Source organism: Blautia sp. AF19-1 (assembly GCF_003479155.1).
Lineage (GTDB): Bacteria > Bacillota > Clostridia > Lachnospirales > Lachnospiraceae > Fusicatenibacter > Fusicatenibacter saccharivorans.
Genome location: NZ_QUGQ01000003.1, coordinates 153,809 through 176,188 on the forward strand (window position 1 = coordinate 153,809; position 22,380 = coordinate 176,188).

General features: G+C 49.8%; 18 protein-coding genes and 1 riboswitch. Of the genes, 3 read left to right on the plus strand and 15 right to left on the minus strand.

Annotated features, from left to right (window positions below; genetic code table 11):
- Nucleotides 1-89: 89 nt before the first annotated feature.
- From DWX26_RS02865 to sigK, 11 genes are all read right to left on the minus strand, one after another.
- Complete coding sequence (locus tag DWX26_RS02865; protein WP_022462190.1) at nucleotides 90-800, minus strand: peptidoglycan recognition protein family protein; 711 nt, start codon at nucleotides 798-800, stop codon at nucleotides 90-92.
- A 101-nt stretch (nucleotides 801-901) separates the two neighbouring features.
- Complete coding sequence (gene guaB / locus DWX26_RS02870; RefSeq protein WP_055218584.1) at nucleotides 902-2,359, minus strand: IMP dehydrogenase; 1,458 nt, start codon at nucleotides 2,357-2,359, stop codon at nucleotides 902-904.
- A 69-nt stretch (nucleotides 2,360-2,428) separates the two neighbouring features.
- Nucleotides 2,429-2,938, minus strand: coding sequence for a DUF6106 family protein (locus DWX26_RS02875; RefSeq protein ID WP_022462188.1), 510 nt, complete (start codon nucleotides 2,936-2,938; stop codon nucleotides 2,429-2,431).
- On the minus strand, nucleotides 2,931-3,602 hold the full coding sequence (locus tag DWX26_RS02880; RefSeq protein ID WP_022462187.1) for a hypothetical protein: 672 nt from the start codon (nucleotides 3,600-3,602) through the stop codon (nucleotides 2,931-2,933). The genes DWX26_RS02875 and DWX26_RS02880 overlap by 8 nt, the downstream gene beginning before the upstream one ends.
- A 268-nt stretch (nucleotides 3,603-3,870) precedes the next feature.
- On the minus strand, nucleotides 3,871-5,496 hold the full coding sequence (groL, locus tag DWX26_RS02885; RefSeq protein WP_118600781.1) for a chaperonin GroEL: 1,626 nt from the start codon (nucleotides 5,494-5,496) through the stop codon (nucleotides 3,871-3,873).
- A gap of 36 nt (nucleotides 5,497-5,532) precedes the next feature.
- Nucleotides 5,533-5,817 carry a co-chaperone GroES gene (gene groES, locus DWX26_RS02890; RefSeq protein WP_022462185.1) on the minus strand — a complete coding sequence of 95 codons (285 nt, stop codon included), beginning with the start codon at nucleotides 5,815-5,817 and terminating at the stop codon, nucleotides 5,533-5,535.
- A 346-nt stretch (nucleotides 5,818-6,163) separates the two neighbouring features.
- Nucleotides 6,164-6,985 (minus strand): GTP-sensing pleiotropic transcriptional regulator CodY, encoded by an 822-nt coding sequence (gene codY / locus DWX26_RS02895; protein WP_022462184.1) that lies wholly within the window; start codon nucleotides 6,983-6,985, stop codon nucleotides 6,164-6,166.
- A gap of 259 nt (nucleotides 6,986-7,244) precedes the next feature.
- Nucleotides 7,245-9,326 carry a type I DNA topoisomerase gene (gene topA / locus DWX26_RS02900; protein WP_055227381.1) on the minus strand — a complete coding sequence of 694 codons (2,082 nt, stop codon included), beginning with the start codon at nucleotides 9,324-9,326 and terminating at the stop codon, nucleotides 7,245-7,247.
- A gap of 367 nt (nucleotides 9,327-9,693) precedes the next feature.
- Entirely contained in the window at nucleotides 9,694-10,563 is an 870-nt protein-coding gene (gene dprA, locus DWX26_RS02905) for a DNA-processing protein DprA (RefSeq protein WP_022462182.1), read from the minus strand.
- A 3-nt stretch (nucleotides 10,564-10,566) separates the two neighbouring features.
- Nucleotides 10,567-12,090: a YifB family Mg chelatase-like AAA ATPase gene (locus tag DWX26_RS02910; RefSeq protein WP_082424900.1), complete on the minus strand. Its 1,524-nt coding sequence runs from the start codon at nucleotides 12,088-12,090 to the stop codon at nucleotides 10,567-10,569.
- A gap of 195 nt (nucleotides 12,091-12,285) precedes the next feature.
- The gene (gene sigK, locus DWX26_RS02915; protein ID WP_022462180.1) at nucleotides 12,286-12,912 is read right to left on the minus strand and encodes an RNA polymerase sporulation sigma factor SigK; all 627 of its coding nucleotides are present in this window, start codon (nucleotides 12,910-12,912) and stop codon (nucleotides 12,286-12,288) included.
- Between the two features lie 136 nt (nucleotides 12,913-13,048).
- Here sigK and DWX26_RS02920 point away from each other — a divergent pair, with 136 nt between their 5' ends.
- Entirely contained in the window at nucleotides 13,049-15,100 is a 2,052-nt protein-coding gene (locus DWX26_RS02920) for a HelD family protein (protein ID WP_118600783.1), read from the plus strand.
- A gap of 58 nt (nucleotides 15,101-15,158) precedes the next feature.
- Here the strand turns inward: DWX26_RS02920 and DWX26_RS02925 are convergent, their stop codons facing one another.
- Nucleotides 15,159-16,703, minus strand: a complete 1,545-nt coding sequence (locus DWX26_RS02925; RefSeq protein WP_118600785.1) for an alpha-amylase family glycosyl hydrolase — start codon at nucleotides 16,701-16,703, stop codon at nucleotides 15,159-15,161.
- Between the two features lie 350 nt (nucleotides 16,704-17,053).
- Here DWX26_RS02925 and DWX26_RS02930 point away from each other — a divergent pair, with 350 nt between their 5' ends.
- Nucleotides 17,054-17,929 (plus strand): AraC family transcriptional regulator, encoded by an 876-nt coding sequence (locus tag DWX26_RS02930; protein ID WP_158580579.1) that lies wholly within the window; start codon nucleotides 17,054-17,056, stop codon nucleotides 17,927-17,929.
- A 91-nt stretch (nucleotides 17,930-18,020) separates the two neighbouring features.
- On the opposite strand, the gene DWX26_RS02935 is transcribed toward DWX26_RS02930, so the two are convergent.
- Nucleotides 18,021-18,845 (minus strand): TrmH family RNA methyltransferase, encoded by an 825-nt coding sequence (locus tag DWX26_RS02935; protein WP_118600789.1) that lies wholly within the window; start codon nucleotides 18,843-18,845, stop codon nucleotides 18,021-18,023.
- A 359-nt stretch (nucleotides 18,846-19,204) separates the two neighbouring features.
- Between DWX26_RS02935 and DWX26_RS02940 the strand changes: the two genes are divergently transcribed.
- Entirely contained in the window at nucleotides 19,205-19,663 is a 459-nt protein-coding gene (locus tag DWX26_RS02940) for a DUF2798 domain-containing protein (RefSeq protein WP_118600791.1), read from the plus strand.
- A gap of 111 nt (nucleotides 19,664-19,774) precedes the next feature.
- On the opposite strand, the gene DWX26_RS02945 is transcribed toward DWX26_RS02940, so the two are convergent.
- Nucleotides 19,775-20,386 carry a hypothetical protein gene (locus DWX26_RS02945; protein ID WP_118600793.1) on the minus strand — a complete coding sequence of 204 codons (612 nt, stop codon included), beginning with the start codon at nucleotides 20,384-20,386 and terminating at the stop codon, nucleotides 19,775-19,777.
- 139 nt (nucleotides 20,387-20,525) lie between these two features.
- Nucleotides 20,526-21,830, minus strand: coding sequence for a sirohydrochlorin cobaltochelatase (locus tag DWX26_RS02950; RefSeq protein ID WP_118600795.1), 1,305 nt, complete (start codon nucleotides 21,828-21,830; stop codon nucleotides 20,526-20,528).
- Between the two features lie 294 nt (nucleotides 21,831-22,124).
- Nucleotides 22,125-22,318: riboswitch (cobalamin riboswitch) on the minus strand.
- Nucleotides 22,319-22,380: the final 62 nt, after the last annotated feature.

Genomic DNA, 22,380 nt, shown 5'->3' on the forward strand with positions numbered 1-22,380 from the left:
GATAACAGAAAAATCCCCGTTGGAAAAATCATTTCTCCTGAAACTGATTTTCCCAACGGGGATTTTTTCATTTTTCTTAAAAACAGCTCTTAGGAAAGTGAATCCGCATACGCCTGAATATCTGCCTTCATCTGAATCCAGGCATCCTCATGCTCCACGTAGTACAGAGGGCAGAGCTTTTCGGTTACATCATAGTGACGGATCACATCGTCCGAAGTCAGATTGAACCGCTTGCATAAGAAACCGGCGAGCTGGACCACAGAATTGTATGTCTCATCGGTAAATTCACCGCTGTCATCCGGGTGGCAGCATTCAATCGAGATCGTATCGAAATTACGCTGGTTCGATGCATACGACCATTCACTCGTCGGGATACACTGAACGACTTCTCCCTCGATGCCGACGACGAAATGGCTGCTGGCCTGCGCCTCCTGCGTCTCAGGCAGGTTTTCAAAGTAATCACGGTTCTGCATCGCCGTGCTTCCCGGGTTTGCGGTGTAGTGAATAACGATACCGTCCACCTTTTTCAGCCTCGTCTGCGGTCTGGACCAGCTGTTCGGCGTCAGAAGCTCCACATCAATCGGCGGAGCGCCGGTCCAGTCGGTGATATCGTTGTCCTCATAATCAGAACCGGAATAGTCAACGGCCGTGATATCACTTGCCGTTTTTGCCACACGGCGGATGCCGCTGTAAATGCCGACGCAGATCAGCACCACCAGAACTCCCGTCAGAAACATTCTGCGGTGAAGCTGGCGCTGCCTCTGTTTTCTTGTCATTTTTCCCCGTCTCTTCTGTGCCATATGTTCTCTCCCCGCTGCAAATAAGCGCCCCCTCATTTGAAAAGGCAGAAGCTGAAAAGTTTCTGCCCTTTCCCCCTTCTGCCTTTTGCGACTTTTTATTCTTATTTATCGTCCACGCTATAGTTCGGAGCCTCTTTGGTGATGTGGATATCATGCGGATGGGACTCTTTTAAGGATGCTGCGGAAATCTTCACAAATTTTCCGGTCTCCTTTAAGGTCTCAACATCTTTCGCTCCGCAGTAGCCCATACCGGAACGAAGTCCGCCGATCAGCTGGAATACAGTGTCCTCTACGAGGCCTTTGTATGCTACACGGCCTTCCACACCTTCCGGAACCAGTTTCTTGGCGCCGGTCTGGAAGTAACGGTCTTTGCTTCCGTTCTCCATGGCTGCGATGGATCCCATTCCACGGTATACTTTGTATTTTCTTCCCTGGAACAGTTCGAAATCTCCCGGGCTCTCATCGCATCCTGCGAAGATGCTTCCCATCATGCAGACATTGGCACCGGCTGCGATAGCCTTTGTCATGTCTCCGGAGTACTTGATACCGCCGTCGGCGATGATCGGAGTTCCGGTCTTCTTTGCTTCCGCATAGCAGTCCATAACGGCTGTGATCTGCGGTACACCGATACCTGCAACGACACGGGTCGTACAGATAGAACCAGGTCCGATACCGACTTTAACAGCGTCTGCTCCGGCTGCGATCAGGTCTCTTGTTGCCTCTGCGGTTGCCACGTTTCCGGCGATTACCTGCAGATCCGGATAATGCTCTTTGATGAGACGAAGTGTTTTGAAGATATTTGCGGAATGTCCGTGAGCGGAGTCGATGACGATCACGTCTACGTGTGCTTTTACCAGCGCATCGACACGATCGAGCACGTTTGCCGTGATGCCGACTGCGGCACCGCAGAGCAGACGTCCCTGCTCATCCTTGGCGGACAATGGGTACTTGATGGTTTTCTCGATATCTTTGATGGTGATCAGACCTTTGAGGTTGAAATCGTCATCGACAATCGGAAGTTTTTCTTTTCTGGATTTTGCAAGGATTGCTTTTGCCTCGTCCAGCGTAACGCCTACTTTTGCAGTGATCAGGTTTTCGCTGGTCATGGACTCTTTGATTTTCTTGGTGAAATCAGTTTCAAACTTCAAATCACGGTTTGTAATAATACCAACCAGTTTTCCGTTCTCGGTAATCGGGACACCGGAAATACGGAATTTTGCCATCAGATTATTGGCATCTTCCAGGGTGTGCTCCGGAGACAGATAGAACGGATCGGTGATAACACCGTTCTCAGAACGTTTTACTTTGTCTACTTCTTCTGCCTGCTGCTCAATCGACATATTCTTGTGAATAATACCGATTCCTCCCTGACGTGCCATGGCAATTGCCATACGGTGTTCTGTAACCGTATCCATGCCGGCGCTCATCATCGGGATGTTCAGCTTGATCTTCTTGGTCAGATGCGTAGTCAGATCTACCATGTTTGGGGTTACTTCAGAATACTGCGGAACCAGAAGCACATCATCGAAGGTAATACCATCACCAATAATTGTACCCATTTTCTTATCTTCCTTTCTTCTTAAGTCTTTTTGATTTATCACCTAATTTAACACAAAACAAAAAAGCTGTCAATCCATAAATACTTTTCTTGGTGCGCGGTTGCGGATATCTTTTAACATCACTTCATCCGGTTCGAAGATCACCATCTGCATTGTGTTGTCCTTGGAGATCACAAATGCATACGGTTTGTGGCCCTGTCCTTCGATTCCGGAGGAATAGTTGTAACGTTTGATGCTCTGATTGTTTTTGTAGGAATCGAGCTGATGGGACTGGTACGGAGCCAGGATTTCCATGTTGGAAAGCTCATAGCTTGCGGCTCTTTTTCTTCTTGACTGCGAATAGATACGGTCGATGTCGAGCTCGCCGTTGACGTACAGATACTCAAACTCTACCGAAAGCTTCGGGATAAAAATATAGTCTACGATTCCAAGTACCAGCGCAAGAAGCAGAATCAGCGGATTCATCATAATTCCTGCGGCTGCAAAAAGAACGGTAAAGAAGATCAGAACTCCTTTGATCGCCTTGTCTTTTCCTGTCTGCTGTTTTTTCACCAGCACTTCTGTGTACAGATCACTCATTTACTCCATCCTCCTCAAGATATTCGATCAGTTTTGCTGCATTGTCCGTGTTCTTGGAGTTGACCACAACGGTCAGGTAACACGGCTCATAGTACGTAAGGCCCATATCCTGGTATTTCTTCAGCTTGGAAATATCGAGGCAGGTATCTCCCGCCTTTATCCCGTACTTCTCACACGTCGCTTCGTCAAACAGTGTGGACAGATCCAGAAAATAATCGTCTTTGCTGTAGTTGTCGTACACGGCCTGTGAACAGATCAGAACATCCATGCTCTGTGCGGCAATCACGGCTGTGAATTTCATCAGCGTGTTGTAATCCGCGTTTTCCAGGTTTTCACCGAAGCTGTAGCTCGTATCGATGCTTACCTTTTCGTACTTATCTCCGGTTCCGAGCGCTTCTTTTAGGTCCTCCTCGATCGGACTTACATCCTGCAGTCCTGCGTAATCCACTACGGCAATGCTCACGAGGTCATAATACTTCGCATTTTCATGGATATTCACAATCGTGCCGATGATGAAGATAACAGCGATGATGCCGAAAATGACAGCCTTGTAGTATTCCCAGATATAGGCCAGTTTCTCTTTAAAATTCATTTTCGACAGCTTCTCTTTTTCGAGCTGCATCTTCTCCTTCCTTGTCATGTCGGATTCATAACGACTTGCCATGTGTGTTTCTTCTCCTTTGTTGTATTTCCCCCAACATCCTACAAATCAGTATAGCATAAAACGCCGGAAGCGTCCATATACGCCGCCCGGCGAAAGCATGAAAACTTTCTGAAATTTTTTGTAACGATTCAGAGCCATGCGAAATGGAAGAAAAACTTTCCACTAAAAAACCGGCCGGCAAAGACAGGACTTCGGAACCCATGTTCCGCTACGGTCTTTGCCAGCCGGTTTTCTTATTTTGTTTTACCAGACATTTTTATCCCGGAAATTACATCATTCCCATTCCACCGTCTGCGCCTGCCGGCATAGCCGGAGCCGGCTCTTTGATGGTTGAAACAACGGATTCTGTGGTCAGCAGGGTTGCGGAAACGCTGGTAGCGTTCTGCAGTGCGCTTCTGGTAACCTTAACCGGATCAAGGATACCAGCCTGGATCATGTCTACATACTCTTCGTTGTATGCATCAAATCCAACACCTACTTTGGACTCTTTTACTTTGTTGATCACAACAGCGCCTTCCAGACCTGCGTTTGTTACGATGTGGAACAGAGGAGCCTCGAGTGCTTTCTGTACGATTCTTGCACCGATCTTCTCGTCGCCGTCCAGGCTGTCAATCAGCTCTGTAAGCTGTGTTGTTACATGGATGTATGCAGAACCGCCGCCTGCGATGATACCCTCTTCTACGGCTGCTCTCGTTGCATTTAAAGCATCCTCCATACGGAGTTTTTCTTCTTTCATCTCGGTCTCGGTTGCTGCACCTACACGGATAACAGCTACGCCGCCTGCCATTTTTGCCAGTCTCTCCTGCAGTTTCTCTTTATCGAACTCAGAAGTGGTCTCCTCGATCTGGGATCTGATCTGGCCGATTCTTGCTGCGATGGCATCTTTTGCGCCGGCACCGTCAACGATAACGGTGTTCTCTTTCTGAACTTTAACAGATTTTGCACGTCCGAGCATTTCCAGAGTAGCGTCTTTTAATTCCAGACCAACTTCCTCGGAGATCACCTGGCCGCCGGTCAGGATTGCGATATCCTCGAGCATTGCTTTTCTTCTGTCGCCGTATCCCGGTGCTTTGACAGCTACTACGTTGAAGGTTCCGCGCAGTTTGTTGATCACGAGTGTCTGGAGAGCCTCGCCCTCTACGTCCTCAGCGATGATCAGCAGTCTTGCGCCGCTCTGTACGATCTGCTCCAGCAGCGGAAGAACTTCCTGAATGTTGGACAGTTTCTTATCGGTAATCAGGATATATGGATTGTCGAGAACGGCTTCCATTTTCTCCATATCGGTGCACATATAAGCGGAGATATATCCACGGTCGAACTGCATACCTTCTACCAGCTCCAGCTCGTTCTGCATGGTCTTGGACTCCTCGATGGTGATAACGCCGTCTTTGGAAACTTTTTCCATAGCGTCAGCTACCATCTGGCCTACTTCTTCGCTTCCGGAAGAAACAGCTGCAACTTTTGCAATCTGCTCTTTGCCTGCTACCGGCTGGCTCATCTCTGCAAGGATCTGAACAGCTTTATCGGTTGCTTTCTTCATTCCCTTACGAAGAACGATCGGGTTCGCACCTGCTGCCAGGTTTTTCATTCCTTCGTTTACCATAGCCTGTGCCAGAACGGTTGCGGTTGTGGTGCCATCACCTGCTACGTCGTTGGTCTTTGCAGCAACTTCTTTGATGAGCTGTGCGCCCATGTTTTCAAAGCCGTCTGCCAGCTCGATCTCTTTTGCAATCGTAACACCATCGTTTGTGATGAGCGGAGCGCCGTACTGTTTGTCCAGAACAACGTTTCTTCCTTTCGGTCCAAGGGTTACACGTACGGTATCTGCAAGCTGGTTTACACCATTCTGAAGAGCGTTTCTTGCCTCTGCTCCATATTTAATCTCTTTTGCCATGATTGTCATGCCTCCTGATTTTTACTTGATTATTCTTTATTTTACAACTGCCAGAATGTCATCCTGTTTTACGATGATGTACTCTTCGTCTTCCAGTTTGACGTTGGTTCCTGCATATTTGGAATAGATTACCTGATCTCCGACTGCAACTTCCATTTTTACTTCTTTGCCGTCTTCTACTTTTCCAGGTCCTACTGCGATAACCTCAGCCTGCTGCGGTTTCTCCTGTGCCTGTCCCGGAAGTACGATACCGGATTTTGTGGTTTCCTCTGCTTTTAACTCTTTTAATACAACTCTGTCACCTAAAGGTACTAACTTCATTTATGTTTCCTCCTTCAAGATTTCATTCAGTTTTATTTATTAGCACTCAGTTCATTCGAGTGCTACTTGATGGTTCTTACTATAGTGTTTTCCACCTCATTTCGCAAATGCATAAATTTTGTAATTCTCTTTTTTTCTCTCGTGATAGCTCTTAATTTCTCTTATTTCCTCGTTTTTTCTTATTTTGGCAATTTTTTCATATTTTATACTCTCTTTAGAATCTAATTATAGTTTATTCCTAAAAACGGGAATGATACCATTTTTTCCGCTCCCCGAATGCTTTTTTGCACAAAAAGAAACGGCGCCATTCTTAAACGGCTCCGATTCTTTTCTACATTCCACTTTTTTATTTTTTCGCCTCGTCCGGATGGGCATCGCCCTTTCCTTTCAGGTTCTTTCTTGCTTTGATCTCGTCGAGTTCATCAAAGATATAATCATTTAATACCTTGATATACGTTCCCTTCATACCGCTGGAACGGGACTCGATGACGCCTGCGCTCTCGAATTTGCGGAGGGCATTTACGATGACGGATCTTGTGATGCCGACGCGGTCTGCAATTTTGCTTGCAACCAGAATGCCCTCATCCCCGTTCAGTTCATCAAAGATATGGATGATGGCTTCCAGTTCGGAGAAGGACAGCGTGTTGAATGCGGATTTAACCACCTGAACCTTACGGTTTTCCTCCACATTTTCCTCGTTGACGGAACGCATCATTTCCAGTCCGACAACGGTTGTGCCGTACTCACTGACGATGATATCGTCGATATCGTACTGCGGGGTGCAGCGGTACATAAATACGGTACCAAGGCGTTCTCCGGCGATCTCGATCGGGCAGATAATTGCGGTGTAGCGCTCTACACCAGGCCGCTCAAAGCCGAGGGTCTGTAAATTGACGTTCTCTTTTGTGGAGAGTACGCCGAGGAGACGCTCGTTTAATGCGGCATCGACATAACCGCCCACCTTATCCTCGATCAGCTCTGTAATTTCTTCCACGCCCGGGCAAAGGCTGATGCCCAGCACTTTTCCTTTTTTACTGATCACCAGGATATTGGAACTTAACGTTTCCATCAGGACTTCACAGATATCGTTGAACACGACCTTCGTGGAGTGATTGTTATGAAGCAGTTTGTTGATTTTTCTGGTTTTATCCAGCAGTTGTACGCTCATGTTCTTCTCCTTTCTTTATTTTCTGCATTTTTTTGGCGTATCCGCCGAAAAAAATGCACACTGATGCCTTTTTCAGACAACCCTTAAAACTAAGCTCATTCTATCATGTAGTTTTCCGGAAATCAATATATTTTTCAGAAAACTATAAATTTTATAAAAATTCATGCTAAATTTTTTCGGATCTTCCTGTTTTTCCGCCGCGATAAGCAAAAAAACGGCCTGCACCAGTTTTTCACCAGTACAGACCGCTTTGTCATTCTCAGTCTTCGTCTTTCTTTTCGCGTGCTTCTACATAGCCGCACTGCTCGTCCGCGCAGACCAGCTTATTGCCTTTTTCCAGCATATAGCCGCCGCACTGCGGGCATTTCTTGGCAGACGGTTTCTGCCAGGACATGAAATCGCATTCCGGATTGTTTTCGCATCCATAATATTTCCGTCCTTTTTTCGTCTTGCGCAGGATCACTTCTTTTCCGCACTTCGGACACGGAACACCGATCTTTTCCAGATACGGCTTCGTGTTCTTGCAGTCCGGGAATCCCGGGCAGGCGAGGAATTTTCCGTGCGGGCCGTATTTGACCACCATGTTGCGGCCGCAGTTCTCGCAGATGACATCTGTCACCTCATCCTCTACCTTAACTTCTTCGAGGTTCTTTTCTGCCTCTGTGACCGCCTCATAGAGATCCGGCCAGAAGTTCTCGACTACTGTCTTCCACGGAACACTTCCATCTCCAACCCTGTCGAGCAGAGCTTCCATCGTTGCCGTAAAGTTGACATCCACGATGCTCGGGAATGCCTCTTTCATCATGTTGTTGACCACCTCGCCGAGCTCTGTCATGTAAAGGTTCTTGTTCTCCTTTGCCACGTAACGGCGGTTGATGATCGTTGTGATGGTCGGCGCATACGTACTTGGACGGCCGATGCCGAGTTCCTCAAGCATTTTGACAAGGGATGCCTCGGTGTAGTGTGCCGGCGGCTGTGTGAAGTGCTGCTGCGGATCCATCTTTTCCAGTGCCAGCTCCGTTCCTGCCTCCAGGCTCCGGACAGCGGCGTTTTTCTCTTTCTTTTCCTCATCCGGATCGGTGTAAACGGACATGAAACCATCAAATGCCAGACGGGAGGAAGCTGCTGTAAAGAGATACTCTCCTGCATTGATCCGTGCGGAAATTGTCTCATAGACGGCCGGCTGCATGCGGCTTGCCACAAAGCGTTTCCAGATCAGCTGATACAGGCGGAACAGATCTCTTGGCAGGGATTCTTTTACCATTACCGGTGTATTCGTCACATCGGTCGGACGGATGGCCTCGTGCGCATCCTGTGCCTTGCTGTTTTTATTCTCCGTCGTGTCCCCGCTTGCGGTATATTTTGTGCCGTACTGCTCCTGGATAAAGGAACGTGCTGCCGCATCGGCCTCCTCGCTGATTCGTGTAGAATCGGTACGCAGATAGGAAATCAGAGCGATCGTTCCCTTTCCCTTTACTTCCACGCCCTCGTAGAGCTGCTGCGCCAGACGCATCGTCTTCTGCGTGGAGAAGTTCAGCACCTTCGATGCTTCCTGCTGCAGGGTACTCGTGGTGAACGGAAGCGGCGCTTTCTTGGAACGCTCTCCTTTTTTCACTTCGGATACGGTAAAGGTCTCATTTTCCAGTCCCTTTAAGATTTCATCGAGCTGCTCTTTCGTCTCGATCGCCATCTTTTCACTGCCTTTGCCGTGGAATTTTGCGACGAGCGGTTTCTTCTCGCCCGGAATTTTCAGATCTGCTTCCAGTGTCCAGTATTCTTTCGGAATGAACGCATTGATCTCATCCTCGCGGTCGCCGATGATGCGCAGTGCAACGGACTGCACACGGCCGGCGGAAAGTCCGCGTTTGATTTTCTTCCATAACAATGGGCTGATTTCATAACCTACCATACGGTCGAGGCAGCGGCGCGCCTGCTGCTCGTCCACCAGGTTCATATCGATGTCGCGTGCCTGTTTGATCGACGCTTTGACTGCTGATTTTGTGATCTCGTTGAAGGTGATGCGGCGCATCTTGTTCTCATCGAGATTCAGCGCAATCGACAGATGCCAGGAAATTGCCTCTCCCTCGCGGTCAGGGTCAGTTGCGAGATAAACTTTATCTGCTTTTTTTGCGGCTTTTCGAAGAGATGCCAGAAGCTCTCCTTTTCCGCGGATGGTGATATATTTTGGTTCAAAGTCATGTTCTACATCAATTCCAAGCCGGCTTTTCGGCAGATCGCGCACATGGCCCATAGATGCTGCAACTTCGTAATTTGCTCCGAGATACTTTTTCACCGTCTTGACTTTTGCCGGTGATTCCACTATTACAAGATATTTTGCCACCTCTGATGCCTCCTGAATACATATTTTTATAACTGTCCAGATCTATATTGCGTTTTTCATATCGCATAGTTCTGCATCATTACAAATTCCAGAATAATTCCTAAATTAGTCGTAACTTCCACTGACTATACACCAAAAAGTTTTTTCTTGCAAGTGTTTTCCATTTTTAAAATGTACCATTTTTCGATGTTTCCCGGCAAAATAACAGGATTTTTTCTATTTTTTAACGATTTTTCCTGATTTTTTTCTTTTCTTTTTCCTTTTTCAGACATGCACGCGGCGCAGAAGAGCCCCCTTTTTTCTTTTTCTTCTATTATAATTGTGCACCGGACGGAATATCACAAAACCTTTCTTTTCCTCGTCCCTTTTACGATAACGCCATGTACACGCCCGGCGGATTTTCCGCAATAACGCCGTCAATTTCGAGTGCCAGCAGAATGCCGGTCAGCTCCTGCAGCGGGATTCCGGTGCTGCCGGCAAGCTGTGCAAGATTCTGCGGTTCTGCCGCGAGTGTTTTCAGAACCATTTCCGCCTCTTTTCCATAGCGCGGACGCGGTGCGGCTCTTTTTGTCCCGGCCTTTTTCACGCCCAGCTCCTCGAGAATCGTTTCGGGTGAAATCGCAATTTCCGCTCCCTGCGCGATCAGGCGGTTGCAGCCGCGGCTTGTCGCATCCGTTGTCCGTCCGGGCAGGGCAAATACCGTTTTTCCCTGCTCCAGCGCGTAGTCCGCCGTAATGAGCGAGCCGCTCTTCTCTTTTGCCTCAATTACCAGAACGACATCTGCCAGCGCACTGATCACGCGGTTGCGGATCGGGAAATGCCACGGAAGCGGCTCTGCGCCCGGCGGAAATTCACTTAAGACACCGCCTCCGTTTTCCAGCATCCGCCGCATCAGCGGGTAATTCTGTTTCGGATAGCAGATATCCACGCCGCAGCCAAGCACGGCAAACGTCTTTCCCTTTCCGCGCAGTGCCCCCTCGTGCGCCGCCGCGTCGATTCCGCACGCCAGTCCGCTGATCACCGCCACGCCGTTTGCCGCCAGCACCTGCGCGAAAAAGGCCGCCTGGCTCTTTCCGTACGCCGTACATATCCGCGCGCCCACAATCGCCGCTGTTTTCTGCTCATCCGCCGGCAGCGCGCCCCGCACGAAAAGGCGGGACGGCATGTCCGCGAACGGCATAAGCCGCTCCGGATAGCCCTCCTGCCCGCGGCCGACTGTAAAGATTTCCATCGCCATACGTCAGATCCTCCATATACTTTTGTCGGCGCTCCGAAAGCAGATCGCCTCGCTGATATGCGGCACGCCGATTTTGACCGCCCCGTCCAGATCCGCAATTGTCCGCGCGGTGCGGATAATCCCGTGGTAGGAACGCGCGCTGAGGCGCAGGCGGCGGAAGGCATCCTCTAAAAGCTCTTCCGCTGCCTTTTCCAGGATACAGTATTTCTCGATCTGGCCTGCTTTCAGTTCGCTATTGAAATGAATCGACTCCTGCCGGTAGCGCGCCGCCTGAATTTCCGCCGCTGCCGTCGCTTTTTCCCGCATCTTGGCCGAGGATTCGCACCGCTCCTCGCCGTGCAGATCCTCGTAGGAAAGTGCTTCCACCTGCACGCAGAGATCCATGCGGTCGAGGAACGGCTGGCTGACTCTCGAGAGATACCGGCTGATGTCGCCGGGTGCGCAGGTACAGCGCGATAAGTCGGGGTAAAAGCCGCAGGGGCAGGGGTTCATTGCCGCCACCATCAGAAATGACGCCGGGAACACATAGTTTCCGCTGACACGGGAAATCACAATCCGGTGCTCCTCGAGCGGCTGGCGCAGGATCTCAATGGTTGTGCGCGTCATCTCTGGGAGTTCATCAAGGAAGAGAACGCCGCGGTGTGCCAGCGTAATTTCGCCCGGGGACGGCTGTTTTCCGCCGCCTGCAAGAGCCTGCGGCGTCATCGTGTGATGCGGAGCACGGAAGGGCCGCTCCCGGCGGACACCCTCTCCTTTGGCAAGCATTCCGGCGATGCTGTAGATCCGCGTTACTTCCATCTGCTCCTCCTCAGACATCGGAGGCATGATCGTCGGAATCCGCCTTGCGATCATGGATTTTCCGCTGCCCGGCGGCCCCAGCATCAGCAGATTGTGAAATCCGGCCGCAGCGATGAGCGCCGCCCGCCGCGCCGCCGTCTGGCCCTGCACTTCGGAAAAGTCCGGCTCTTTTCCGTCCTCCTTCTTTTGATTTTCTATAGACGGAAGCGACGGCATTTTCCCTTCACAGCAGTAGTTCAAAAGCTCCTGTAAATTCTGGATTCCAACGACGTGAAGCCCGCCGACCAGACCCCCTTCCGCGGCATTTCCGGCTGGAACAAGAAGCGTTGTGCATCCAAGCTCCCGCGCCTTCGCCGCTGCCGGAAATACACCGCTGATCTCCTGCACATGGCCGTCAAGGCCGAGTTCGCCGAGCACCATCGTTTTCCGGAGTGACCCGGGCGGAATCCGGCCGAGCGTCATCAGAACGCCCGCTGCAATCGGAAGATCGAAACGCGATCCTTCTTTTCGGACGTCCGCCGGGGATAAATTAATCGTAATTCGTTTCGGCGGCAGGGAAATTTCCATGTTTTTGAGGGCTGTCCGCACGCGGTCCTGCGCCTCCTTTACCTGGGCACTCACGTAGCCGACCATCGTAAACTGCGGCATGCCGTCACTGACATCCGCCTCCACCTGCACCGGAATCATCTCCATGCCCGAGACGGTGGCTGATAATACACTGCAATACAAAGAAAACCTCCTTTTCTTTCAGTAGCAGGTCGTATAGTTCCTATTTATTTTTCATTTTGGGAAAATGTCCGGCAAGAACACCGGGAAGATATTATCTTTGATTTTTGTTCGAAAAAGTAAGGATAAGGAAACCTTTTCTGCACCTGATTTCCTTACCCTTTATTATAGAAGCAGTCCGTTTGAAATGTCAAGCATTTACGAAGCGGCAAACCGTAACCGCAACTTTTCAATTGCATTCTTCTCGATCCGCGACACGTACGAACGGCTGATGCCGAGCCGGGCAGCGACCTGTTTCTGTGTGTATTCTGCTTTTCCGCCAAGGCCGTACCGGAGAAGAAGCACCTGTTTTTCCTGCTCTTTTAATTCCGAATCCAGATAACAGTACAGCCGCACCGCGTCCTCTTTCCGGTTGTACTGTTCCGCGATATCCTCCCCGCCGCCCTCCACGATGTCGAGCAGATGGATCTCATTTCCCTCCTTGTCGGTTCCGATCGGCTCGTAGAGGGAAATCTCCCGTGCCGTTTTCTTTTTGCTCCGAAGATACATCAGCAGCTCATTATCAATACAGCGGGCGGCGTATGCGGCCAGCCGGTTTCCTTTTTTCGAATCATATGTCATCACCGCCTTGATGAGGCCGATCGTTCCAATGGAAATCAGATCATCGAGATCATCGGGCAGGCCCTGATACTTTTTCACAACGTGCGCGACCAGGCGCAGATTCCGCTCGACCAGAATGTCTCTGGCTTTTGTATCGCCCCTCTGATACGCATCCAGACAGCTTTTTTCTTCCTGTGCAGACAGTGGTTTTAAAAAGGGTTCCAAGAAAAGCGGCACCTCAAAGGGGATTTTTCTTTATTTTATGTTTGAATTGCAGGAAACGTGCCTGTCTGCTATACTGATAAGATCAGCCGGGTTTTCCGGCACTCGACATTATATTTTTAAGAGGAGGTTTCCTTTTATGACAGACCAGAAAAACGGACAGGAATATCTTTCTTTTGTGCTGGAAAAGCTGCAGGCGCGTCTTGCCGAGATCAGCCAGTCTCTGCTGGACGGACAGAAAGAAATTGAAAATATGCACGATTATTACTGGCAGAACTATACCGAGATGGACCAGTACGGATATGAGGATTACGACAATCAGCAGGCACTGCTGCATCAGGTGAATGCGAATCAGGAGCAGCTTCTTCTGCGGAGCCGCTTCCGGAAAATGCTGGATTCTCCGTTCTTCGGGCGTGTGGATTTCCGCTATGACGGGGATGATGAGCCGGAAATTTTCTATATCGGCATCGGCAATTTTGCGGAGCGGCCGGGCGAGCTGCCGCTGATTTACGACTGGAGAAGCCCGGTCAGCGGTCTTTTCTACGATTTTGACCGCGGGCCGGCTTCCTATCTGGCGCCGGGCGGCGAGATGACAGGGGAAATCTGTTCCAAGTGGCAGTATAAGATCCGGGATGGAAAGATGATTTACGGATTTGAGAGTGATGTGAAAATTGATGATGATATTTTAAAGGCGGAGCTTGGCAGCAACGGCGAGGTACAGCTGAAGAATATTATCCGCACAATTCAGAAGGAACAGAATGCGATCATCCGCAATACGAAGGACCGGATTCTGGTAATTCAGGGAGCGGCGGGAAGCGGCAAGACATCGGTGGCGCTGCATCGGATTGCCTACCTTTTGTATCATGACAGACAGAATCTGAAGTCTTCGAATATTCTGATTTTATCGCCGAACGGGGTATTTTCGGATTATATTTCACATATTCTGCCGGAGCTCGGTGAGGAGAATATTCAGGAGATGAGTTTTGATCTCTTTGCTTACCGCAAATTACAGGACACGGCGGCGGACTGTGAGGATCGCTGTGATCAGATTGAGCGGGAGATGCAGGATCCAAAAGCCGCAGAACGGTTTGCTTTAAAACAGTCGCAGGCGTTTGTGGACCAGATGGAGGGATTTGCGCTGGAGCTTGAGGACGAGCTGATGAATTTCTCAGACGTTTCGTATAAGTCGTTTGTGAAGTCAGAATCGGAGATTATTACGCTGTTTTATGACAAGTTTGCGGATATTCCGCTGCTCTCGCGGATGGATGCGGTGGCGGAGACGTTTATTGACGAGATCGAGACGCTGCTGAACCGGGATCTGCCGGAGGAGGAGCGGATTCCGCTCATCGAAAAATTCCGGAAGATGTATGAGACGATGGATTTTTATGTTCTCTACAATCGTTTTCTGAAGAAAGAGGGATATCAGACGCTGCCGCGGCGGCCGTTGGAGAAGCGGAAACTGCGGTATGAGGATGTGTATCCGGTTCTGTATCTGAAGTACCGCCTGTCGCGGCAGGCGGAGCGGTCGAATATTAAGCATCTGGTGATTGATGAAATGCAGGATTATTCGCGGCTCCAGTATCTGATTATCCGGCGGATGTTTTCCTGTAAGATGTCGATTCTCGGCGACCGGGCGCAGACGATGGCGGATCAGCAGCAGGATGTACTGCAGTTTTTACCGGGGATTTTCGGGAAGGATCTGCGGCGGATTGAGATGCGGAAGAGTTACCGGAATACGGTGGAAATTGCGTCGTATGCGGCAAATCTCATTGGCGTGACGGATCTGGAGCTGTTTGAACGGCACGGAATGCCGGTGTTGGAACGGGATGTCACGGATCTTGAGGCGGCTCTGCGGGAGGCAGTGGATACGCTGTTTCCAGATGAGAAAACGTATGAGACGGCGGCGGTGATTGTACCGGATGAGAAGACGGCGGAACGGGCTTATTTGATTTTGCGGGAGATTCTGGCGGAAAAAGATTTTGACTGTGAGAAGCGGCTTTCTTGGCTGAACCGTGACAGCTCCAGTTTTAAGAAAGGACTGACGGTTACCACATTTTATCTGGCGAAAGGGCTGGAGTTTGATCAGGTGTTCTCGATTTTCCCAAAGGACGAGAAACGGGAGATGATGATGCAGGCGCAGTATATTGCAGCGACCAGGGCATTGCATGAGCTGAGAGTGTATCATATTTAAAAACAGGGAGATCCTCCGAAAAAATTCGATTGGATCTCCCTGTCATTTTTATTTTCGATCAGATATGATAGAATCCTGCGGACTGCGCCGGGATGGTGATGGTTCCGTCTTTGGATTCTGCTTTTCCTCCGATCGTGTAGAGGGCATCCTTCAGCTCTGCACTGTATGGGAAGGACTGCTCTTTGCCGGATGGATTGATGATGACGAGGACTTTTTCACCCTCAGCCTCACGGACGTATGCCAGCGGATACTGGTTTTTCTCTGCATAAACGAACTCGATGGTTCCGCGGCTTAAGAGTGCTTTGCTGCTCTGGCGGATCTGGATGAGTTTTTTAACTTCGTGGTACAGGGAATCCGGATCGGCCATCTGTGCTTTTGCGGTCGGACGGTCTTTGCCCGGATCCATGGTGATGTAGAGGTCGCTGGCCGGTGCGCTGGAAAATCCTGCGTTGGTGCTGTCATCCCACTGCATCGGAGAACGGGAACCGGTGCGGTTGTATCCGCCCTCAACGGATTTCAGGCCTTCGACGTAGCGCATACCGATTTCATCACCGTAGTAGATGAACGGCGCACCTGGCATGGAAAGAAGGAAAGCGAAAGCAATTTTCAGCTCATCCCCCTGCAGACGACGTGCCAGACGGTCCATATCATGGTTTCCGGACGGGATGCAGATCAGGCCTTTCTGTGCGGTCTTATTGTAGTTGGTTTTGTAGGTCTCTACAAACTCAGAGATATCTCCTTTTCCGCGTTTGGAGAAGAATGGCTCATCGCAGCGGAACAGATCGTTGTAATGGGACGGTCCAAAGTGAAGCAGGAAGTCCATGTGGAAGCCGCCCTGTAAGGATTTGTCCGGCTCGCCCCACTCGGATACCATGGCTGCATCCGGGAACTCGGCGTCGAGGAATTTCCGTACCTGCTGCCACAGGCGGATGGTTCCTTTGCCTTCCTGATCGTTCTTTACCAAAGAGCCCGCCATATCGACACGGAAGCCGTCGCAGCCCATGTTCAGCCAGAATCTCATGACATCTTCCATCGCTGCCAGCGTTGCCTGCGTTCCCTCATCATCAAAGGACTGCTGCCACGGTTTTTCCGGATCCGGCTGATAAAAGCCGTAGTTCAGGGCCGGCTGGTTGGAGAAGAAGTTGATGGCGCAGGCGCCGTCACGCTCGGAAATGCCGCGCAGGCTTCCCATTCCCTCTGGTGCTTCCCATACGTTATTGGTCCATACGTAGCGGTCTGTAAATTCATTGCGGTCTGCTTTCATGGATTCTTTGAACCATGGATGCTCAACAGATGTATGCCCCGGAACCAGGTCGAGCAGAACGTGCATGTCACGTTTGTGTGCCTCTTCGAAAACTCTCTTCAGATCCTCATTCGTTCCGTAGCGCGGTGCAACGCGGCAGTAATCTGCGACATCGTATCCTGCATCACCGAATGGGGACAGGAAGCACGGGTTGATCCAGATGGCGTTGCAGCCCAGTTCCTTGATGTAGTCTAATTTTTCAATGATACCCTGGAAATCTCCGATTCCGTCGGCGTTGGTGTCGTTGAAGGACTGCGGGTAAATCTCATAAAATACTGCGTTATCTAACCATTTTGACATTTTTTCTTTTCCTCTTTCGCTCTTATTTCTGCTGTATTTTCGTCGTTGCAGCAAGTGTTTCTATATGATATATTACTACTGTATCCGCTGAAATACCAGTAATTTCCTATTTCATTCTAATACTATTCTATGATTTTAGTTACAGTTCACTGGTACCCAGCGAACTGTAACCTTCGCAACCCTCATTTAAAGTTTTGCTTCGCAAAAGGAGGGCTGCTCACACCTGAATCACTTTCTTACGCAGCGAAACAGCAAGTGTTTCACTGCTGAGTGAACATTAACTGATTTTATCCATGCCACGCTCTGCCATTCCCGGCATTTTACGGACATGCTTTTTGGAGGAGGATTTTATGATGCTTTCTGCTGCGAAAGAAAAACGCCAGCACGGCTCCATGCAGGTTCCCTACAGTTATTATGACTGCCGGATGCCCGACTATTTTCCCGGCGTACCGCTGCACTGGCACGGGGAGATGGAGCTGAATTATATCAAACGCGGAACGGGGTATTTTCAGTATGAGGACCGTCTGCTTACGGCGCATGCCGGTGATATTTTTCTGATTCAGCCGAACCTCGTACATGCCATTCTGCCCGCCGAGCAGGAGTCGATGTTTTATGATACGATTGTTTTCCACCAGAATATGCTGATCGGCGGGTATGACGACCGCAGCTACACGGAAATTCTGCAGCCGTTTTTCTCCGCCCGGCGCCGCATCCAGGCACCGATTTCACCCGAACATTCCGGTTATGCTGCACTTTCTGCATCCGTCCATCAGATTTTCCGCTGCATCCGTGAAAACTCTGCTGTCTCCGATCTTCTGCTGAAAAGTGAGCTGCTCCGCTTCTTCTATCTGCTCGCCGCATCGCCGGAACTCTGCACCGATCGTCCCGCCATGCCTGCGGCTGCTGAAAACCTGCGGCCTGTGCTCGCCTATATCCAGGAGCACTTCGCCGACCCGCTTACCATAGAGGAACTTGCCAGGCTGTCGCATTTGAGCAAAAGCTATTTTATGAGCTGTTTTAAGCAGACCTTCGGACTCGGGGCCGTTGAATATCTGACACAGCTTCGGATCAAAGCCGCCTGCGAGGCGCTGCGCAGTACGACGCGGAGTGTGTCCGAAATCGCGTACGACAATGGTTTCCGCAACCTTTCCAACTTCAACCGGCAGTTCCGAAACAAAGTGGGATGTACGCCGCAGATGTATCGGAAGGAATTTCAAAATTCGTAAATTCAAAAAGGGATGTATCAAAATATGCATCCCGAAAATCTATCTCTGATCCTATTTTTATTCCCTAATCTCCGGTACCGACGGAACATCTTTATCTTCTTCCCGCCAGCTCCCAGAATGCGACAGCGCTCGCCGCAGCGACGTTCAGTGAATCCACACCATGTGTCATCGGAATCAGCACGGTTGCATCTGTTTCAGCGATCGTATCACTTGCCAGTCCGTCACCCTCGGTTCCGAGCAGAATGGCGAGCTTTTCATGCGTTTTTAACGACGGATCATCCATCGGAACGGAGTCTTCTTTTAATGCCATCGCAACGGTATAAAATCCAAGTTCCTGCAGTGCAGCAATTCCCTGCTCCGGCCAGTAACTGCCGCCTGGCAGCACGGTCCACGGGACCTGGAATACATTTCCCATGCTCACGCGGATGGCGCGGCGGTACAGCGGGTTGCTGCAGCCTGATGTGAGGAGCACGGCATCGATGCCAAGCGCGGCGGCAGAACGGAAAATCGCACCGACATTCGTCGGGTTCACGACATTTTCCAGAATCGCCACGCGGCGGGCATTCCGGCAGATTTCCTCCATAGCCGGAAGCGTGCGGCGGTGCATCGCGCAGAGCATGCCGCGCGTGAGGGCAAAGCCTGTGAGCTGTTCCAGCACCTTCGTCTCTGCTGTATAGACCGGCGCGTCCGTGCAGTGCGCAAAGAGTGCTTCGTTTGCGGCAAGCTCTGCGCTTCCGGCAAGGAACGAAACCGGTTCATATCCGGCATCCAGCGCACGCTCGATGACACGCGGACTCTCCGCAAGAAAAAGGCCTGGCTGCGGTTCATAATAGTGCAATAACTGCGGTTCTGAAAGACGCGCATACACGTCGAGCTCCGGCGCCGCAAAGTTTTCGATTTTTCTGATCTCTGACATAATATTGATTTCCTTTTGCGTTTTCTCTTTGTTTTCACTATGTTCTATTGTAGCAATCCCGCTCCCGTTTCGCAATCCATTCTTTTTCCCGCCGGTGCCGTTCCCCGCACCATTCGCCAAACCATGCTTCCAGCACGCATCGAATTTTCTTGTTTATCTGTCTTTTTAAAAAATTTCTCAATTTCCTCTTGCCAAACGCCGCCGGAGACGTTATAATAATCGACGGTTCAAAATTAAAAACTGCAGAAAAGATTGGTATCAGATTGGAAACGGCACAAGTGCATTGCTTGGTTAACGAACAACACATGTGTCTTTTTTGCGCCCATTTTTCAAAATTGCAAAGAAAAGGAGAACAATCGATGCCAAAAACAAAATTTCAAAACGTTGTATTTACCCTCATGATGTCCTTTCTGATGGTCTATGCCATGATCTGCTACAACATTTCCATGAACATCGGCGGAATGACAAATCAGGTCTTTCTGATGGCGTTTCACGAGATGATGATCATGTGGCCGGCCGCTTTTATCCTCGAGTTTTTCCTCGTGGATCATCTGGCTCACAAATTAGCTTTTTGCATGGTAACACCGCAGGATCGTCCGATCGTAATCACGCTGGCAATTTCCATTATGATTATTGCTATTATGTGTCCGATTATGAGTTTTATTGCAACACTGCTGTTTAAAAATGCCGGAAAAGAATTTGTCGCTGTCTGGCTCCAGACCACGTTCTTAAATTTCCCGGTTGCCTTCTTCTGGCAGCTCATGTACTGCGGACCCTTCATCCGTTTTCTGTTCCGCAAACTGTTTCCGGAGAAATAAGAAAAGATATCCACAAAGGGAACCGTTTTTCCCCTCTCTGTCCACAATTTCTGTGGACAGACGGTGCAAAATGGTTCACCTTCTGTGGATATCTTTTTGTTTTTCCCCGGATTACTCCTGCGGTACCGGATTGGATACGCTGACTACATGGTCATACCAGGTTCCTTTTTTACCAATGATCGCAACATTGAAATTCTCGTCCAGTTTTTCTACCGGGATATCAAAGCCGTACACTTCATCTGTGGTTCCGTCAGAATACGTTACCTCATCTGTGGTCGGCTCGATCAGCTCTGCGCCGTCTGCCTGTGCTTCTTCTTTTGTTCCCACAAAGACATTGACAATGTTTTTGGATACCAGGCTGACGTGGATGGTCATTTTTCCGTCTTTTACCGTCAGGACACCCTTTCCTTCTTTTGCTTCATTGACATGGAACATATTGCTGTCTGTATTGAAGTCTGCCGTATACGTACCGTCTTCCAGCTCTGATGCGCTGCTTTCTCCTGCAGTCTCCGCTGCCGATGCGCTTTCTGCTGAAACATCTGATGTGGATGTACTGCTCTCTGTCTTAGATGCATCCTGTACAGAAGCGGAAGATACGTCCGCTGCGGAAGACGCAGATACTGCAGATGCAGAAGATGACGCTGCATCCTTTCCGCCACATGCGCCGAGCATGGATACAGTCAGTGCTGCTCCAAGAAAAAGAACTGCCAATTTTTTTCTCATAATAAAATTCCTCCTTGTATCACCTTGAAGCGGATCTTTTTCATCCGCTCAACTTAAAATCCGACAGCACACTGAGTCTCTTCAGCTGTACTGCCGGATCTTATTTTACTCTATTTTACGTTCGGAATACAACCCCTAATTATTCAGCATCGTCCTGAACGCCGTTGCCGTCCATAGCTGCCTTGGTGTGCTGTACATACAGCTGCTCAACAGCATCGATTCTTCCAAGACCTTCGATCTGAGTGTCGATCTCATCGAATGCACCGGATGCCTCAAACTGGCTCTTCCAGGAATCCTCATCCTCGCCTGCCATATCGTTGTTTGCGTGGTCACCTGCAACAACCATCAGCGGACGAAGAATTACTTTCTTGTATCCGGCTGCTTTTACTGCCTCGATCACGTTCTCGCAAGCGGTCTCTTCCGGCTCGCCCTCAACGGTTCCGATGAATACGTTTTTGTATCCAAGAGTATCCATCTGTGTCTGCATCTGGCTGTAGGTTACTTTTGCAGTGTGGGAAGTACCATGTCCCATAAATACGAAAGCAGTGCCGTCCTCTGCTGCTGCATCCAGACTGTCATAATTTGCAGATTTTACTGCCTGTGCCGTGATTGCTTCTGCAACGGCCTGTTTGTCCTCGTTGATTACGGTAGCGTCACTTCCAACCTCGCCAAGCAGCGGCTCTGCGATGGTTACGGACTCAAATTTATCTTTATAGCTATCTACTGCTTCTTTCAGCTCGTCGTACTCTGCGCCGTGCATCAGATGAGTCGGCTGAATAATCAGTTTTTTCACGCCATTGCTTACAGCTCTTTCCAGTGCCTGATCTACGTTGTCGATCTTCTCGTCATCGCGGGCCTGTACATGGTTGATGATGATCTGTGCAGTGAAGGCACGTCTTACGGACCAGTCCGGATATGCAGCCTGCAGAGCTTTCTCAACGCCTCCGATATCCTCAGCACGGCTGTCGTTGAAGGAAGTACCAAAGCTTACAACCAGAAGCTCATTCTCGCCGATCTCGTCTCCGTTTAACGGATCATCCTTGGATGCATCACCTGTGTCTCTTCCGAAGTAATCCGGATCTGCGTTCTCGCCTTCTACGAGTTCTTTCTGTGCGTCTGTCAGGGCATCCCATGCCTCTTTTGCTTCTTTGCACTGCTCGTCGGTGTTATCATTTCTTTCCTGTACATAAATTGCGTCAATCAGAGCTGCCACTTTATCTGCTGCCTCCTGGTCTGCATCTGCGGATACCTCTTCAGATGCAGAAGATGCGCTTACGCTGCTGCTTGCTGCTGTGGTGTCTTCCTCAGATGCGGAAGATGCACTTACGCTGCTTGTTGCTGTGCTGCTTGCGCTGCTGCTGGATGTGTTGCTGCTTCCGCATGCGCCGAGCATAGATGTTACCATAGCTGCTGAAATTAAAGCGACTACAAGTTTCTTTTTCATTTTTGTTTTCCTCCCATTTGCTGGTATCTTTGCAACAACCAATATCGGGGACGTTTTACATTTCAAACTATGAGAAACACGCTCCGCGAGTTTCTCAAGTTATCGCGGCAGTCGCTAAGGTCTCGTGCAAGCACGGACTTTGGCTCGTTGCCTGCGTAAATAGAAAGAAGCCCTTTCGTTTTTCAACGAGGGGCTTCCAGTATTTTCATCACAAAGAAAACCATTTCACCCGCTGTGGGGCAAAAGTCCGCTTTCCTGTTTTGTACTGCCAGTTCCTCGTGACACGAACGTAACGTTCCTGTACTGCGAAAGGCAGGTCTCCCGGCTCATTGCTTCAGGATTTGACTCCAGCGCATCGGTCTCCTTCCCGGTTTCCCAGTGGATCATTCCCCTGCTTGCAAAATACGGTGACGAGCTCGTGCAGGATTCACACCTGCTTCCCTTTTCACCGGACACGTATGTCCGACACCTTACACATCGATATTTAATTGTCTTTTCTTTAACGACTGTTAGTGTAGCACATCGTCTTTTCTCTGTCAAGTGCTGTAAA